Here is a 15,704-nt window from a genome sequence, read left to right on the forward strand (position 1 = left end):
GAAATGAATCCATTTTTAAAAGACGTCGCTATCGATTTAAAAAATCGTTTTGGAGAAGATTTACATGAAACTGCTATTATATTCAACAATAAAAGGCCTATAACCTATCTGAAACAACATCTAGCAACTGTGTATGGGCAGGCAATTTGGTCGCCTCAATTCTTCACCATTCAAGAATTTTTTCGACTGTCTACCAATTTATCGGAAGCAACTCCTATTGCGCAGTTTTTCATACTATACCATTTACATAATGACTTATTGGCAAAGGAAGGGCACGAAGCAGAAACGCTAGAAGAATTTTACCCCATCGCAGAAACTATATTAAGTGATTTCTCACAGATTGACTACGACCTCGTTGACATAGACGAAATCTTTATGGAATTGTTTGATAACACACAAATTGATTTACAATTCCAACATTTCACGTCCGAACAACAGGATTTTATCCGTCAATTTTGGCAATCTTTTTCTATAGCGGGCCATTCTGCCGTACAAGAACGCTTTCTAAAACTATGGCGTCGCCTTCCCCTCTTATATCGTGCTTTTAAGGAAGAATTAATAGCAAATAAAATGACAAATATGCCGACCATCTATCGCGATATCGTTGATGGAAAGGCAAAGAAGCAAGAATTCTACAAACAGTATAAAAAAATCATCTTTGTCGGTTTTAACGCTCTGAGCAAAGTAGAAGCTACATTATTTAAAAAATGGCAAGAACAAGGCTTGGCACTTTTCTATTTTGATGCTGACGCCTATTATTTGGAAGATAAACAGCAGGAGGCAGGTCTGTTCATTCGTCGCAATATCTTTCAAACGGCTTTAGCAAATGCATTGGGAGAGCGTCCAAATGTAATCGGGAATCGAGAATCGGAAGTGAACCTCTACTCTGCGACAGGCAATGTATCACAAACAAAACTTCTACATGAGATTTTAGAAAATAATGAAAAAGAGGGTAAATCTTCTGCTATCCTACTAGCCGATGAATCTTTATTAGTTTCTTTATTACAAAGTCTCCCTAATGTAAAACCTAATATTACAACTGGCTTTCCTCTGACACAGTCACCCATTTATGGTATTATCGAATTGTGGATGGAAGTGCAGCACCTCATCACCCATCAGAAAAAAACAAAAATTCCTTATACGTTGATTGAAACATTTTTCAATCATCCCTTGACCAACGTTTCGAAGGAGGAGAAACTGGCTATTCAAAAATTAATAACAGAAAAGCAACTTTTTGAAGTGGATATCAAAGAGCTTTCCTTTAAAAGTTCTAGTCTAGCGCACTTCTTTCATCCCATCACGCGAATAGAGGAGACCATTGTCCTATTGATTCATATCATTGACAATCTATTGGCAAATCTGGCCCAAGAGGACAGGATAAAACAGATTGACAGCAACTTGCTGATTGAAGTGAGAAAGACCTTAAATCAACTTAATTTAGGCTTAGAATCCCTACAGCCACTCAGTTTACCATTTCAACTGGGTTTAATCAGTAAGGCGATTGCCAATATCAATTCGGCTATCGAGGGTAATCCCCTCGAGGGGCTTCAGATTATGGGTCTCTTAGAAAGTCGTTGTCTGAATTTTGACCATGTCTATGTATTAGGTGCAAATGAGGGTATTTTACCCAAAACATCAAGTTCCCCGACGTTCATCCCAAATTCACTAAGACAGGCCTATGGACTTCCAATTCTAGAAAATCAAGATGCCCTTTCAGCCTACTTATTCTACCGACACTTCCAATACAGTGAAGAAATTCACCTCCTTTACAATGGCATCGTTAGCGACAGTTCCTCTGGTGAAGAAAGCCGTTTTATCAAACAACTGGAGTTTGAAAGTAATTTCAAATTTTTAAAACACAACCAACAACAGAATATCACATTTTTGCCCGATCAAGAAGAATTGATAATCGAAAAAAAAGGAAAAGTTTGGGATAAATTACGATTGGACTACATCGATAATAAGAAGAAAATTTCAGCTTCAGCACTTACAACCTATTTACAATCTCCATTACAATTCTTTTTGAAATACGTGGCAGAGATCAAAGAACCGCCAAGTATCTCCCAAGAGTTTGAGATGAATAATTTAGGAACGGTCATCCACAACGTGATGGAAAAGGTATATTTACCATTCAAGGGTGCAGAACAATTTGTACCGATTCGGGAATTGGAAAAGTCATTAGCAAAAGTAGATACCTTGATTATCTCCGAAATTATCGAATTGTATCAACTGGAAGGAACAGGACTAAGTACATTAAATAGTCTACAGCGCATCATGCACAAAATTGCTTCCGAGTATATCAGGTTACTAATTCAACACGATATCAATCACTTTATAGGCATCAAAATTATAGAATTGGAAAATGATCAGGATTATGTCATCAACTTCCCGATTGAAATACAAGGAAAAGAAGAAAATGTGAGCATTTATGGTATTATTGATCGAATAGATGAAGTACTATTAAAAGATAAGACAATCAAAACACGTATTGTTGATTACAAAACGGGAGCGGACGAAGTTAATTTTAAATCTTTGGATAAGGTATTTATCAAAAACACGGAAAACAAAGCCCTAGTTCAAACATTATTTTACACCTATGTATATGAACAAGTAACAGGTAGAATAGGGATAGAACCTAATCTCTATGTCGTTAGAAAAATGCGAGAAGAAGGCACTTTATTTTATGCAAAATCAGAAATTCTGGAAACGGAATACTTGGTTGAAGTAAAAAAAGAATTTATTACATTCTTAAAAACCACACTGGAAGAAATATTCAACCCTGATGTTCCTTTTAAACATGATCCAAAGGCAAAGATATACGATTCGGATCCTTATATCCTATTTTATAAAAATGCAATAAACGAAGACGACGAAGAGTAAATTTATGATAATAAAAAAGCTCCGCCTTATCGGACGGAGCTTTTTTATTATCATAAATATGAACTAATTTCTTTTTCTAATTGCTTTTTGCGCTCTTTTTTTCGCCATCTCAATCTTAAAATCGAGCCATTTCTTTTTAAAAATTCTACGCATAGCATCATCAAAATAACGCGTTATAAAAAGATTACGTGCACCCATTAGTTTTTCAGAGAACGTATTTGCTAGTGCACGAACTGAAATAGAATAACCTTCCGTATCATATTGAATATAATGCCACCAACCTGCAGGCATATATAAAGTGTCTCCAGGATTTATTACAGCCTCATAACCTTCTATAAACTTCAACCCAGGGTAGTCTACTTCGGTACTATTTTTAGGATTGGCTATGCTGTGAAAATTATAGGGTAATTTATACAATAAATCAGATTGATCATTCGGAAATAACCAAATCCGCTTAGACCCCTGAAACTGTGATATAAATACATGCGACATATCAATATCAAAGTGATTTCGTGTTGCTGACCCCTCACCTCCAAAAAATAAATAAGGCAACCATTGAATCACTTTACCACCGGTCACATCGTTATAAATGATATCCTTTTTTAGTTCTGGTCTAATCTTCAGTAGATTAAAAAGGAACAACCGTAGCTCGGTAGGTTCTGCACTTATTTTATCTAAGTATTCTGCCAAAGTCATTTTCCCAACAGGAGGACTTGCTGCATGATTTTGAGAATTTTCTTCACGCCCATACACATCCACTTGCTCTTGCCCTGCAATTTCCTTAAAATAATCGTAACTCCATTTATGCCAACATGCACTATCCTTACTTATAAAGTCTTTAATAATTACAGGCTGACCTTTTTTTAAGTAATCTTTTACAAATTCTTTTGGAGCTATTCCTGAGATACTATCAACTGGTTTTAATTTCACAAGCTATCTGTTTTTACAACTACTACAAACTTAAAAAAAATATTTCTACTTAAACTTATGCTGTGATTAAAACAATCACTCCTGCTAAAGTACTAATTTAGCACATAAGTTAGTAGAAATATTCTAAATAACTAAATGAGATAATTCATTTAGCCTTATTTTGTTATTTTATTTTCAAAGAGTAAAAACCTTATTAACAGTTTATTAACGATTTTTACTCCTTAATGAATTCTTAGCAAAAACCCTCTAATCGTTCAACCGACATGTATGCTTTTGGCTTTATTTATCCTCCTCAAGTTACGTATAAAAAGGCAACTATTCCAAACAGGAAAATAGACGGTTAAAGATAATAAAACAGTCTATTTATTGACTATCTTAATATATTCTTCAACTGCCATGGTCATACTCGGAGCTTTTGGTGTAGGCGCAGGAATGTCTAAAACTAAACCATGTTCCAACAAAGCTTGTTGGGTACTTGTTCCAAACGCAGCAATCCGAGTTTGATTTTGATTAAAATCAGGGAAATTTTCATATAAAGACTGAACGCTAGAAGGGCTAAAGAAAACAATGATATCATAGAAAACGTCTTTCAGATCTGACAAATCACTAACCACAGTCTTGAATAGAACTGCAGGTGCAAATTTATAACCATTATCTTTTAACCAATTACTAGTCTCTTCATTCGCTACATCTGAACAAGGAAACAAAAAATTCTCATCCTTATGTTTTTTAAGCACATCTTCCAAATCTTTAGCCGTCTGTTTTCCAAAGAAAATTTTTCGCTTACGATATTGAATATACTTTTGAAGATATAAAGCAATAGTCTCTGAGATACAAAAATATTTCATTTCAGATGAGACCTCAAATCGCATTTCTTCACAAACTCTAAAGAAATGATCTACAGCATTTCTGCTTGTAAAAATTACAGCCGTAAAATCAGCAAGATTAACTTTATCTTTTCTAACATCACGGGCTGGAACACCCTCTACGTGGATGAAACCTCTAAAATCAAGTTTCAAATTATATTTCTGCGCTAATGCAGCATATGGAGACTTATCATTTTCAGGTTTTGGCAAGGTTACCAATATACTCTTTACCTTTTTCGTTCTTTCTACGTCGGAAGTTTGCATATTATCTTTTAATTAGCTTAGTAGTCGCACTAAAATTAAAATCGGTGCTATTTCTAGGCAGCAAAGATACAAAATTAAATAAAAAACTGAAAACTGCTGTTGTGTAACAACATTCAAAGCTGTTCTAAGAAATCGATAGGAAAACAGTAATACACCTATAAATACGGTAAAAGTGAAGATATAAGGTAGATAATCTATCGAAACCAAACTTACTACAAGAACAATAGGAAGTAAAAATAACAATGAATTAAAGTAAATTAAATATAAGATTGTAACATATTCCTTCACTAATCGCTGTATTTCGAACACAAATGCAATAAATCGGATAAATCCTATTTTCAAAGCAAATATAATTGCAATTATTGCTGAGACTTTTAAGTAATTGGTAAATGACAAAAAGTCAAAGCGTTGTAAGATATAAGCGTAGAATATACAGACGAAAAGACTGAGCGCTAAAGAAAAGAGTAAATAGAGGAATATAAATGGCCAAGACGTTAATATGGTATCCTCTTTACTCACCTGCACAATAATACGTTCATTGAAATAGGCCGAAACAATTAATTTTACGTCAGAAGAAAAGAAAAACCGGACAATCGCAAATGCGAGGAAAAGAAATAAACTAGTAAATAGCACCCACCGTTTTCGCTCATACTTCACTATACCAACATGTACTTTATCCTTCCCTGTTAAGTCATTCTCTAAAAAATATTGCGTGACCGCATAGGAATTCAAGTTATGAAGTATAATATCGTCTCCTACGACATCCAAGATCCGATGTGGCTTAGCTAGGGAGGGATGTAACAGCTCTTGACCTTTGGGGACCATAGATAGTGCTAAAGTATCTAAGACCGTAATAGAGTCCTTAGAAATGACGCCTATCGAATCAATCAAATCTTGGCCTCTTGCATGATGTGCAAACGACATAAAAAAGAAAAAAACAAATTGAATAATGTAGCTTAACTTCACCTGCATCACTTTAAAAACCTTTAGAAATGTAAAGTTAGGATAAAAATCGGCTTTGAAAAAAACATTACAAATGCTTTTCTTAACTTTATCAAAAATTAAATAATAGCCGATGTTGACAACAAGATGCTTATGGTGTGGGAATGATCCGATATATGTGGAATATCATGATTTAGAATGGGGTAAACAGGTAAAAGATGATAAAACTCTTTTTGAATTCCTTATTTTGGAATCCGCACAAGCTGGATTAAGTTGGATTACCATATTAAAAAGAAGAGAACAATACCGGTTAGCTTTCGCAGATTTTGATGTGCAGGCTGTCGCTAAATTCACTGCAGAAGACGTTGAGCATATCTTAACAAATACTACCGTTGTTCGTCATCGAAGGAAGATTGAGACTACTATAACGAATGCACAGATTTTCATCCAGATTCAGGAAGAATTTGGCAGCTTCTACCAATACCTATATCGTTTTATGCCTAATCAACAGCCAATCGAAAACAATATCATAACTCAAAAAGATGCTGCTATAACATCTTTAGAGTCCGATTTAATTGCTAAAGATTTAAAGAAGAGAGGAATAAAATTCTTTGGTTCCACGATTTGTTATGCCTATATGCAGGCCGTAGGAATGGTCAATGACCACCTCAACAGCTGTACCTTCCGGAATTAAAATGGAACATTTTTATAAATGTCCGAAATATTTCTACCAAGGCCATTATAATCCATACCATAACCTACCACGAATTCCTTTTCAATTTCAAAACCAACATACTGAATGTTTTCAAAATCATATTGTAAACATTCAGGCTTTAATAATAAGGTACAGACGACTACACTTGCAGGTAACTGTTTCTCTATAACTTCAATTGTATAGTTTAACGATTTTCCAGAATCGACAATGTCTTCAACAATAATAACATCCCTTCCTTCGAGATCTATACCCAATCCAATGAGCTCATTTACCTCTCCCTGGTTGGTACCCTGATAGGAGGCCAACTTTATAAATGACATCTCACACGGAATAACGACCTGTTTTAACAGGTCGCTCATAAACATGAAGCAGCCATTTAAAACCCCAATAAACACAGGATTCTTCTTCTCATAACGATGATTGATATCAACTCCAATCAAACGTATACGTTTTTGAATCTGATTTTCATCAATCATCAATTCAAAATGTAAGTTATCAATCTGTACTCGTTTCATTACTTACCCTCTTCTTCTTTATTTCGTCCCAATAATTTATCAAAGACAGAACGTTTATGGTTCTCCGTTGTTTCATTTATATTTAAAAACTCATCATCCCTATCTTCTATATCCAATACATCTGAGTTCGTTGTATCGACAAATGCTGGTCTTGCAGATCGAAGATGAGGTACTAATTCAACTTGATAAAAACCGTAATTCGATACAGTTGAATCAACTCCTATCTGTCCTGTTTTCACCATAATACTACCATAAGTATTAAAATAGCGCATCATATTAGGTTTGAGATGCCCCGTCCAGTCAAAAGAGTACAATCCGGTTTTAGGTCTAGGAACAATACTGGATAGAAAAATACTCTCTCCCAAATTTAAATCTGCTGGCTTTTTCCCAAAATAGTATCGCGCAGCCTCAGTTATTCCATACACATTCTTTCCCCACTCAATCACATTCAAATACACCTCGTAGAGTCGCTTCTTACTTACTTGCTTAGAAGACTCCATTAACCAAACTACAATAATCTCTTCTACTTTTCGAACCACAGTTTTATTTCGATTCAAAAACACATTTTTCACCAATTGCATTGATATCGTGCTTGCTCCACGCTTAAACTTCTTCTCCTTTAGATTTGTCGCTATGGATAATCGAAAAGCCTCCTCCTGAAAACCATTATGCGCAAAAAAGAAAGGATCCTCTGTGTTTATCAAAGAAATCTGCATATATCTTGAAATCTGATCTAATGGGGTAAAGTCTTTATTTTGAGTCCCCAATACAATTGTACGCATGGGTTTTCCATCTTCATAGGCGATATAAGTAAATGGTTTATTCAATTCCGCTATATTCGCATTCCCCCATTGTTCGACTTTCAAGTCTTGATCTTCCATTTTCGAAGTAAATACGATATCGTCTGGTTTCTTAAAATTCAATGCAAAATTTAAATCATATTGCATATGTCCCGAAACACGTATTCCTTCCAAAGAATGAAATAACCCCTGCGGAATAGCATCAAAAAACTTTTGGGCTTCAATACGATCCGTATGAATAGCAAGTTCTAGCAGCTGTTCTGGCTTATGAACATATTTCACATATGGACTAAATTCAAAATCCTTGACTTTGACCTTACTTTCCTTATCAATTTCAAAAGAGGTCTTCCCGATATTTAACGTCCCACTCATTAATCCCTCAGGGAATAGAACGTCCTTATCTGAAATACGCCAGTGATTAAGTTTCAGATTCTCAAAGCCCCATTCGCCAGACAGCGATAATAATTCTTTATTCTTCCTATCAACTTTATTTAAACGAAATGATATCGCGTCAAAACTAGCTTTTAATCCGAATTTTCGTCGCAATAACGGCAGTTCAATATCCTTGATATCAGAAAACAAACGGAGATAAAGTTCTTTATCATCTGGATTGACAATACCCTCTAAATTCCAAACCGCTTCGTGCTCATTGAGTAAAAATTTAGTCTTCAAATCTCCACCAGAAATTTCTGCTTCAGGAATCAATATACGTTGCGATGTGCTATCATCTTGATAGGATATTTCAAAATTTTTCATATCCATATCCTTTGGAATCTTATAAAAGACACTTTTCAGCATACGGTCGGCCAAATCTGCAAAATTGGTTTCTGCTTTCTTATTCGTTGTACTATCGGGGTTGTTCTTCTTGAAAAGGAAATCGTAATTACTCGTTGAGTCTTTTTTAATCAATGTAACAGCACTATTATCCATGAGTACCTGACCCAATTTAATATCACCAAAAAACAAAGGCAGTATACGGACAGAGACTGTTAAATCCTGAATATGAGCAAGTTGCTCACCTCCCTTGGGTTGTAAGATAATATTCTGAAATTGCACCGAAGATAGGCCCTTAAATGCATAGTATTGTATCTTAAGGTCTAAGTTGTACTTAGCCGCAAGTTTTTCCTTTGCTTGACCAATAGCAGACAGCAACAAACCATCTCTTTTTTGATAGGCAAATACTCCAACTCCAACCATAAAAATAAGAACAACTCCTAATATGATATATAGGATTCGCATTTTCTTAGAGCGAAGTAGGGGGCTAAGATTGTTGAACATATTATAATGTAAACGTATGACTCTCGATTTTGAATACCCAAATGTAAAAATTAAATCTTAATATCATTAAAAACATCTATATGACAAGTTTTAATTTATCATTCAGTAAATTTGTCATTTAATATTCATGCATCCATATATCAGATGATAACCAAAGAACAAGTACTAGAAGCTTTATCATATGTCGAAGAACCAGATCTAAAAAAAGATTTGGTGACGCTCAATATGATCCAAAATATTGTGATTGAAGATCAAAAACTATCCTTCGAAGTAGTTTTAACCACACCAGCATGTCCACTTAAAGACCATATTGAACATGCATGTCGCAATGCTATTGCACATTTCATTGACAAAAACATTACGGTCGAGGTCCATATGACCTCAAATGTATTAGGCAAAGAAGGAAATCAATTATCAGGAATTAAAAATATCATTCTCGTTTCTTCCGGAAAAGGAGGTGTAGGAAAATCTACTGTTGCCGCTAATTTAGCCTTATCATTACATGCAAAAGGAGCGAAAACTGGACTTTTAGATGCTGACATCTATGGACCTTCTCTTCCTATCATGTTTGGTCTTGAAGGAGAAAAACCTCAGTCAGTTCAACATGAGGATGGTACGGTTAAAATACAACCGATAGAAAAGTTTGGGATAAAGTTATTATCAATTGGTTTTTTCACTGATCCAAACCAACCTATTCCATGGAGGGGCCCAATGGCCACTTCTGCAATCAAACAATTATTGAATGATACAGACTGGGGAGATTTAGATTATTTAATCATCGACATGCCTCCTGGAACGGGTGATATACACATTACTGTTGCCCAAAACTTCCCAATCGCAGGAGCAGTTATTGTTACAACTCCGCAACAAGTTGCCTTAGCAGATGCGATTAAAGGAATCGGGATGTTTTTGATGGATTCAATTAATATTCCACTGTTGGGTGTTATAGAAAATATGGCGTATTTCACACCTGCTGAGTTACCGGATAATAAATATTATATATTTGGTAAAGGTGGGGGTAGCAGATTAGCAGAAGAATATAAAATGCCATTTTTAGGTGAAATTCCCCTACTAAAAGGTATATCAGACGCAGGAGATAACGGTTTTCCAATTGCTATAGATGCAGAAGACCCAACTACAAAAGCATTTATTGCTATCGCTGAAAAAGTGGCACAGCAACTATCAATTATACAAGCTACAAGTAATTAAAACTTACTCGATATTTAAAAAGGCCTTAATTCAGTTGAATTAAGGCCTTTTAAATATCTAAACATACTACTATTTCAAGTTTAGTACAACCGGACAGTGGTCGGAATGTACTGCTTGGCTTAATATCTCTGCGGAATCAATTCTACTCGCTAATCCTGATGATACCATATTGTAATCAATACGCCATCCCAAATTCCGAGATCTCGCTCCCGCACGATAACTCCACCAGCTATAATGATGTGGATCGGCATTCAAATGACGAAAAGAATCTACAAAGCCAGAATTAATGAAATTCTCCATCCATTCTCTTTCTTCAGGTAAAAACCCAGAAGAGTTGGCATTTGATTTTGGATTGTGGATATCAATAGCCCGATGACAGATATTATAATCACCGCATACAATCAAATTAGGTCTTTCTTGTAGCAGCTGATTGGAGTAATCTTGAAAATCAGCTAAAAAACGATATTTAAAATCTTGACGAATACCACCTGTAGTTCCAGAGGGAAAATAAGTACTCATGATAGATAAATCATCAAAATCTGCACGAATTATTCGCCCTTCAAAATCATAATCCTCATGACCACATCCATACTCAACATGTTTCGGCGTTATCCGTGTAAAAATGGCTGTACCACTGTATCCTTTCTTCTGTGCGGGATACCAATAATGTTCATAGCCCATTTGTTCTAATAGTGCTATTTCAGGAATCTGATCGGGAGTAGCTTTTATTTCTTGCAAGCAGACAACATCCGCATTGACTTCTTTTAACCAGCCTAACCAATCTTTCTTAATGGCAGCACGCAAACCATTCACGTTATATGTAACTATTTTCAAAACACTTTCCTATTTTAGAACTTAATAATTACGAGAAGAGAACATATCGGCAATCTTTGTAAATAGTCCGTTTTTCGGTTTTAACCCTTTTAATTCACGTTCCAAATTAATTGCTTCTCTTTTCGTCAATAACTTAACATACATTCGCTCATCCACTATTGGACGATCATTTTTATCCGTTTTCACAGCCGCAATAGAATCAACGACTTCTATACCATTCACAAGTTCGCCAAACACGGTATAATTACCATCTAAATGCGGAGTTTCCGCCTACAGTTGTATAGGCTGTACGTTGCGCTTCTGTAAATTTAACACCCTTCATACGCATCGTTTCTAAACTATCTAAGCCCGCATTTGTAAACTTCTTTCCTTGCACAATGTAAAACTGTGAAGCAGAAGAGGCTTTTGCTGGATTATCATCTCGAGCCGCCCCAAGCGTACCTTTTTTATGAAATAATCCCGACTGGATTTCTGAAGGAACCGTATAGTTTGGTCCTCCTTCTCCTAGTTGCTGACCTGGTTTGGCATTTTTTGAATCAGGATCTCCACCTTGAATCATAAAATTGTTAATAACGCGATGAAAAAGTAAACTATCAAAATAATTTTCTTTCACCAATTTGACAAAATTATCACGATGCTTTGGAGTCTCGTTATAGAGTTTCAAAACAACAGTCCCTTTATCTGTCTGAATACGCACATACTTAAAAGCAGGTTTTGCTGCAAACAATGTAATTGATAAAGCACAAAAAAATGCGCTTAAAATAATCCTCTTCATAACGATTTGTTAAATTACGTTTAGCTCTTGAAAATAATCAATAATCAATGATTTGATGATGAGCTCCTGTTCTAATATGGTATAATTAGGAATAGGCTTAACCAATTCCCAATGCGGCCATCCCTGTTCATCCAATCCCTTCAACTCATAAAAACCCATCGCACTGAAAAGACGACAATTGGCAATATGCATCAATTCTTCCTTTTCTCTTTTTGAAAAAGTCTGAGGTCCCTTTCCCAATTCTTGGACGCCAATCAAAAATAAAAATACTTTTAAATCTGGCAAATCCATATCAAATGATTGTGCAATCTCATGCTGCAAAACCACCCATTTTTTATTTACTTCTGATGCATTCATATAAACACAAACTTAGATAAATTGTATTTTATATACTAATATATCTAAGTTGAATATAAAAACATTATATTCAAATTATCTTTACAAATAGAAACCTACACTTACAACCTAGATATTGCCCTACACCAAGTCTAAAAACAACTTGATCAAGTAATGGTGTAATTAATATAAACCGCTATCTCCAAGCTTGAATCAGCTCTTGACATCGACTTTCGATCATCTTATACACAGGTTCAAATAAACGTTCATCAAAATAAGGATCTGGCACAACATCATCAACTAAAAACAAAGCTACCTTCGCCTTTTCATCTTCTGTAGATGCCTGTTTCAAAACATCCTTATAATTCTGGTGATCCATTACTAAAATATGATCATAAATAGCAAATAAACTCGAGTCAAAATGCTTTGCCTTTTGCTGTGATATATCCACTTCATATTTTTTAGCAACAGCAATTGATCGCTGATCTGGACTCTGTCCAATATGCCAATCTCCTGTTCCTGCCGACTCAATAGTCCAATCTAAACCTTCTTTTTTAGCTAAATGGTCTAAAATACCATGTGCTAATGGAGACCGACAAATGTTACCTAAACAAACCATTAAAATTTTCATGCTCTAAAATAACGATAATATTGAAAGTACAAGTTTAATATAAAAACAAAAAAGGTGATCCCGAATTCGAAACCACCTTTCATAATCAACCTAAATGTTATTAATATTCAATAGGAACATTAAGAATAACTGTACTTCCGCGTTCTGGAACACCTTTTAAACTCACAATGTTACGTTTTGTTCTAGCTAAAGCAGCCTCAATATCGTCTACATTATTAACAGGTACACCATTCACTTCGGTTATCACCAATCCTCTTTCCACACCAAAATATTCGAAAACTCCACCTTTATTAACTTGGGTTACCACTACACCTGAATTGATACCCAATTCTTTTTTCTTCTCTGCAGAAGCAGGTAGGAAACTAGCTCCTAATTTATTGTAGATTTCGGTAGCGCTTTTACTAGACTTTCCTCCATCTGCAACTTTATTGATTTCTTCTCCTTTCAGAGTCACATTCACTTCTTTTTCTTTTCCATCACGTTTGAATGTCAATTTTACTTTATCCCCCGGACGTAATCGACCAATAGTTTCTTGCAAAATCGGTGATGAAGTAATTACCCTTCCATTGATCTTGGTAATTAAATCAGATTTCTGAATTCCAGCAGCCTCAGCAGCACCACCTTTTACGATATCTTGAACAAATAAACCATTGAGGTCAGTTAAGCCTTTTTCTTTCGCTAATTCTGGCGTAATTTCTGTAAAAGTTATTCCGATAAAACCACGTTTCACATTTCCAAACTCAACAAAATCATCAACAATCTTTTTAACCAAGTTGACCGGAATAGCAAAACCATATCCAGCATAGACTCCTGTAGGCGAAGCAATAGCCGCATTGATCCCGATCAATTCTCCTTGTGCATTGACAAGAGCTCCACCACTATTTCCTTTATTGATAACTGCATCCGTTTGAATAAAAGATTCAATCGACGAATTTGCAATAGGCTGTTCCTGACCGCCATAACCACGAGGCTGTTGTTGGCTTTCGCCCAAAATTCCAATCTGACGACCCTTAGCACTTACAATACCTGCTGTCACTGTAGACTGCAGACCTAATGGATATCCTACTGCTAATACCCATTCTCCAATATTAACATTATCAGAGTTTCCCAATTTCACAATAGGTAATCCCTTAGCTGTTACTTTTAGAAGCGCTAAATCAGTATTAGGGTCACGTCCAATTACTTTAGCTTCAAAAGAACGTTTATCAGTCAATACGACATCAATCTTATCTGCATCTTCCACGACGTGATTATTGGTTACGATGTAACCATCCTCGGAAATAATCACTCCAGAACCCGAAGCCTGAAGTGGTTGAGCCTGTCTTTGTTGCCCTCCACGACCTTGAGGCATGCCAAAAAACTCTTCGAACATATCAAATGGAGAAACCTCCCCCCCCACCTTGAGATGCCTTTCTTGTATAAGTTGTTTTAATATGAACTACCCCTGGAGACACAATAGCAGCTGCTTGTGTAAAATCTGGATTTCCGGTTGAGGAAATCACTCCAGTTGGATTGTTCGCAAAATATACTTTTTGTTTGTCTTCGATAGACATTCCTTCAAACTTTTTATTTTCAAAAAGCTTATATCCCCCAAGGGCTATGGCTCCACCGAAGACAGCTGTTAATAAAGTTAAACTTACTTTGTTCATAAACTATTACTTCTAAATTTTTATTAATATTGTATATCTAAAATTGATATTTATATCGGAAAGTTATTCTATATAAATATACCATTTATTGATCAAATGTAATACCATTTCGAGTTTACCTGCTAATTAGGCACGTTAAAAAATGTTAATTACAACCTAAAAACTACTGATTTAACAAAACTTAACTTTCCCTATGTTATATGTAACAGAAAAGTTAATTTTGCTATATACATTCACGCAGATGGAATCAAAAATTAAGTTTTCAAAATATCAAGGTGCTGGCAACGACTTCATCCTCATTGACAACAGAAATCTTCATTTCGACGGCAAAAATGAGGTTTTAATAAAAAAGCTTTGCGATCGCAGATTTGGTATAGGAGCCGATGGTTTAATGTTATTGCAAGAAAAAGAAAACTTTGATTTCGAAATGATTTATTTCAATGCAGATGGACGAGAGGGTACCATGTGTGGTAACGGAGGACGCTGTATTGTAGCTTTTGCCAAGGACCTTAACTTAATATCTGATAAAACTGACTTTTTGGCAGTTGATGGTATTCACCATGCCAATCTTGAAGATCATTTAATTGACCTCCAAATGATTGATGTGAATCAAATAGATCGCGATAATGATGCATATGTTATAAATACCGGCTCTCCTCATTATATTACTTTTAAAAACAACTTAACCGAATTAGATGTTTTCAACGCCGGTTATTTAATCCGAAATAATGAAACCTACAAAACAAAAGGTATTAATGTTAACTTTATAGAGAAGGAAGGTAATTCGGGATATTTCTTACGGACATTTGAACGCGGTGTCGAAGACGAAACCTTCGCTTGTGGTACCGGAGCAACCGCTGCTGCCATGACAATAGCACTTCATGAAAATAGAAATGGGAAAATGACCATTCCGATACGCGTGCTAGGTGGACAACTCTATATATCTTTTTTAAAAGAGGGTTCTTCATTTTCAGAAGTTTACCTTAAAGGCCCAGCTACTTTTGTTTTTGAAGGAACAATATAGCTTTCAAACGCCAACCGACCTTAACACAACAATACTGAATGGGCATAAACAAAATC

At 35.4% G+C, this 15,704-nt stretch carries 14 protein-coding genes and 1 pseudogene; 4 read left to right on the forward strand and 11 right to left on the reverse strand.

Annotated elements, in window-relative coordinates; all coding sequences use genetic code 11:
• The first annotated feature begins 3 nt into the window (after window positions 1-3).
• Complete coding sequence (locus ACFX5U_RS19415; RefSeq protein ID WP_400261792.1) at window positions 4-2,880, forward strand: PD-(D/E)XK nuclease family protein; 2,877 nt, start codon at window positions 4-6, stop codon at window positions 2,878-2,880.
• A 63-nt stretch (window positions 2,881-2,943) separates the two neighbouring features.
• Here ACFX5U_RS19415 and ACFX5U_RS19420 read toward each other — a convergent pair whose 3' ends face one another.
• From ACFX5U_RS19420 to ACFX5U_RS19430, 3 genes are all read right to left on the reverse strand, one after another.
• Complete coding sequence (locus ACFX5U_RS19420) at window positions 2,944-3,810, reverse strand: cupin-like domain-containing protein (protein ID WP_400261793.1); 867 nt, start codon at window positions 3,808-3,810, stop codon at window positions 2,944-2,946.
• A gap of 359 nt (window positions 3,811-4,169) precedes the next feature.
• The gene (locus ACFX5U_RS19425; RefSeq protein WP_038701171.1) at window positions 4,170-4,940 is read right to left on the reverse strand and encodes a uroporphyrinogen-III synthase; all 771 of its coding nucleotides are present in this window, start codon (window positions 4,938-4,940) and stop codon (window positions 4,170-4,172) included.
• A gap of 12 nt (window positions 4,941-4,952) precedes the next feature.
• Window positions 4,953-5,906 carry a DUF4271 domain-containing protein gene (locus tag ACFX5U_RS19430; RefSeq protein WP_400261794.1) on the reverse strand — a complete coding sequence of 318 codons (954 nt, stop codon included), beginning with the start codon at window positions 5,904-5,906 and terminating at the stop codon, window positions 4,953-4,955.
• A 109-nt stretch (window positions 5,907-6,015) separates the two neighbouring features.
• Here ACFX5U_RS19430 and ACFX5U_RS19435 point away from each other — a divergent pair, with 109 nt between their 5' ends.
• The gene (locus tag ACFX5U_RS19435) at window positions 6,016-6,576 is read left to right on the forward strand and encodes a DNA-3-methyladenine glycosylase I (protein ID WP_280565243.1); all 561 of its coding nucleotides are present in this window, start codon (window positions 6,016-6,018) and stop codon (window positions 6,574-6,576) included.
• On the opposite strand, the gene hpt is transcribed toward ACFX5U_RS19435, so the two are convergent.
• Both hpt and ACFX5U_RS19445 read right to left on the reverse strand, forming a co-directional pair.
• Window positions 6,573-7,112 carry a hypoxanthine phosphoribosyltransferase gene (hpt, locus tag ACFX5U_RS19440; protein ID WP_038701175.1) on the reverse strand — a complete coding sequence of 180 codons (540 nt, stop codon included), beginning with the start codon at window positions 7,110-7,112 and terminating at the stop codon, window positions 6,573-6,575. The two genes, ACFX5U_RS19435 and hpt, sit on opposite strands and share 4 nt — an antisense overlap.
• Window positions 7,112-9,190 (reverse strand): transglycosylase domain-containing protein, encoded by a 2,079-nt coding sequence (locus ACFX5U_RS19445; RefSeq protein ID WP_400261795.1) that lies wholly within the window; start codon window positions 9,188-9,190, stop codon window positions 7,112-7,114. The genes hpt and ACFX5U_RS19445 overlap by 1 nt, the downstream gene beginning before the upstream one ends.
• Window positions 9,191-9,334: 144 nt before the next feature.
• Here ACFX5U_RS19445 and ACFX5U_RS19450 point away from each other — a divergent pair, with 144 nt between their 5' ends.
• Window positions 9,335-10,399: an Mrp/NBP35 family ATP-binding protein gene (locus ACFX5U_RS19450; protein WP_038701179.1), complete on the forward strand. Its 1,065-nt coding sequence runs from the start codon at window positions 9,335-9,337 to the stop codon at window positions 10,397-10,399.
• Window positions 10,400-10,468: 69 nt separating this feature from the next.
• Here the strand turns inward: ACFX5U_RS19450 and ACFX5U_RS19455 are convergent, their stop codons facing one another.
• The 6 genes and pseudogenes from ACFX5U_RS19455 to ACFX5U_RS19480 form a co-directional block, all read right to left on the reverse strand.
• The gene (locus ACFX5U_RS19455; protein ID WP_400261796.1) at window positions 10,469-11,233 is read right to left on the reverse strand and encodes an exodeoxyribonuclease III; all 765 of its coding nucleotides are present in this window, start codon (window positions 11,231-11,233) and stop codon (window positions 10,469-10,471) included.
• A 21-nt stretch (window positions 11,234-11,254) separates the two neighbouring features.
• Window positions 11,255-11,470 (reverse strand): hypothetical protein, encoded by a 216-nt coding sequence (locus ACFX5U_RS19460; RefSeq protein WP_400261797.1) that lies wholly within the window; start codon window positions 11,468-11,470, stop codon window positions 11,255-11,257.
• A gap of 7 nt (window positions 11,471-11,477) precedes the next feature.
• Window positions 11,478-12,008, reverse strand: coding sequence for a peptidylprolyl isomerase (locus ACFX5U_RS19465; RefSeq protein WP_400261798.1), 531 nt, complete (start codon window positions 12,006-12,008; stop codon window positions 11,478-11,480).
• A 9-nt stretch (window positions 12,009-12,017) separates the two neighbouring features.
• Window positions 12,018-12,365: a hypothetical protein gene (locus ACFX5U_RS19470; protein WP_038701185.1), complete on the reverse strand. Its 348-nt coding sequence runs from the start codon at window positions 12,363-12,365 to the stop codon at window positions 12,018-12,020.
• Window positions 12,366-12,540: 175 nt separating this feature from the next.
• Complete coding sequence (locus ACFX5U_RS19475; protein ID WP_400261799.1) at window positions 12,541-12,975, reverse strand: low molecular weight protein-tyrosine-phosphatase; 435 nt, start codon at window positions 12,973-12,975, stop codon at window positions 12,541-12,543.
• 100 nt (window positions 12,976-13,075) lie between these two features.
• Window positions 13,076-14,624, reverse strand: a pseudogene (locus tag ACFX5U_RS19480) (Do family serine endopeptidase).
• Between the two features lie 241 nt (window positions 14,625-14,865).
• Here ACFX5U_RS19480 and dapF point away from each other — a divergent pair.
• Window positions 14,866-15,648 carry a diaminopimelate epimerase gene (gene dapF / locus ACFX5U_RS19485; protein ID WP_280565220.1) on the forward strand — a complete coding sequence of 261 codons (783 nt, stop codon included), beginning with the start codon at window positions 14,866-14,868 and terminating at the stop codon, window positions 15,646-15,648.
• The last annotated feature ends 56 nt before the right edge of the window (window positions 15,649-15,704 follow it).

It is taken from the genome of Sphingobacterium sp. SG20118 (genome assembly GCF_044740685.1).
Classification (GTDB): domain Bacteria; phylum Bacteroidota; class Bacteroidia; order Sphingobacteriales; family Sphingobacteriaceae; genus Sphingobacterium.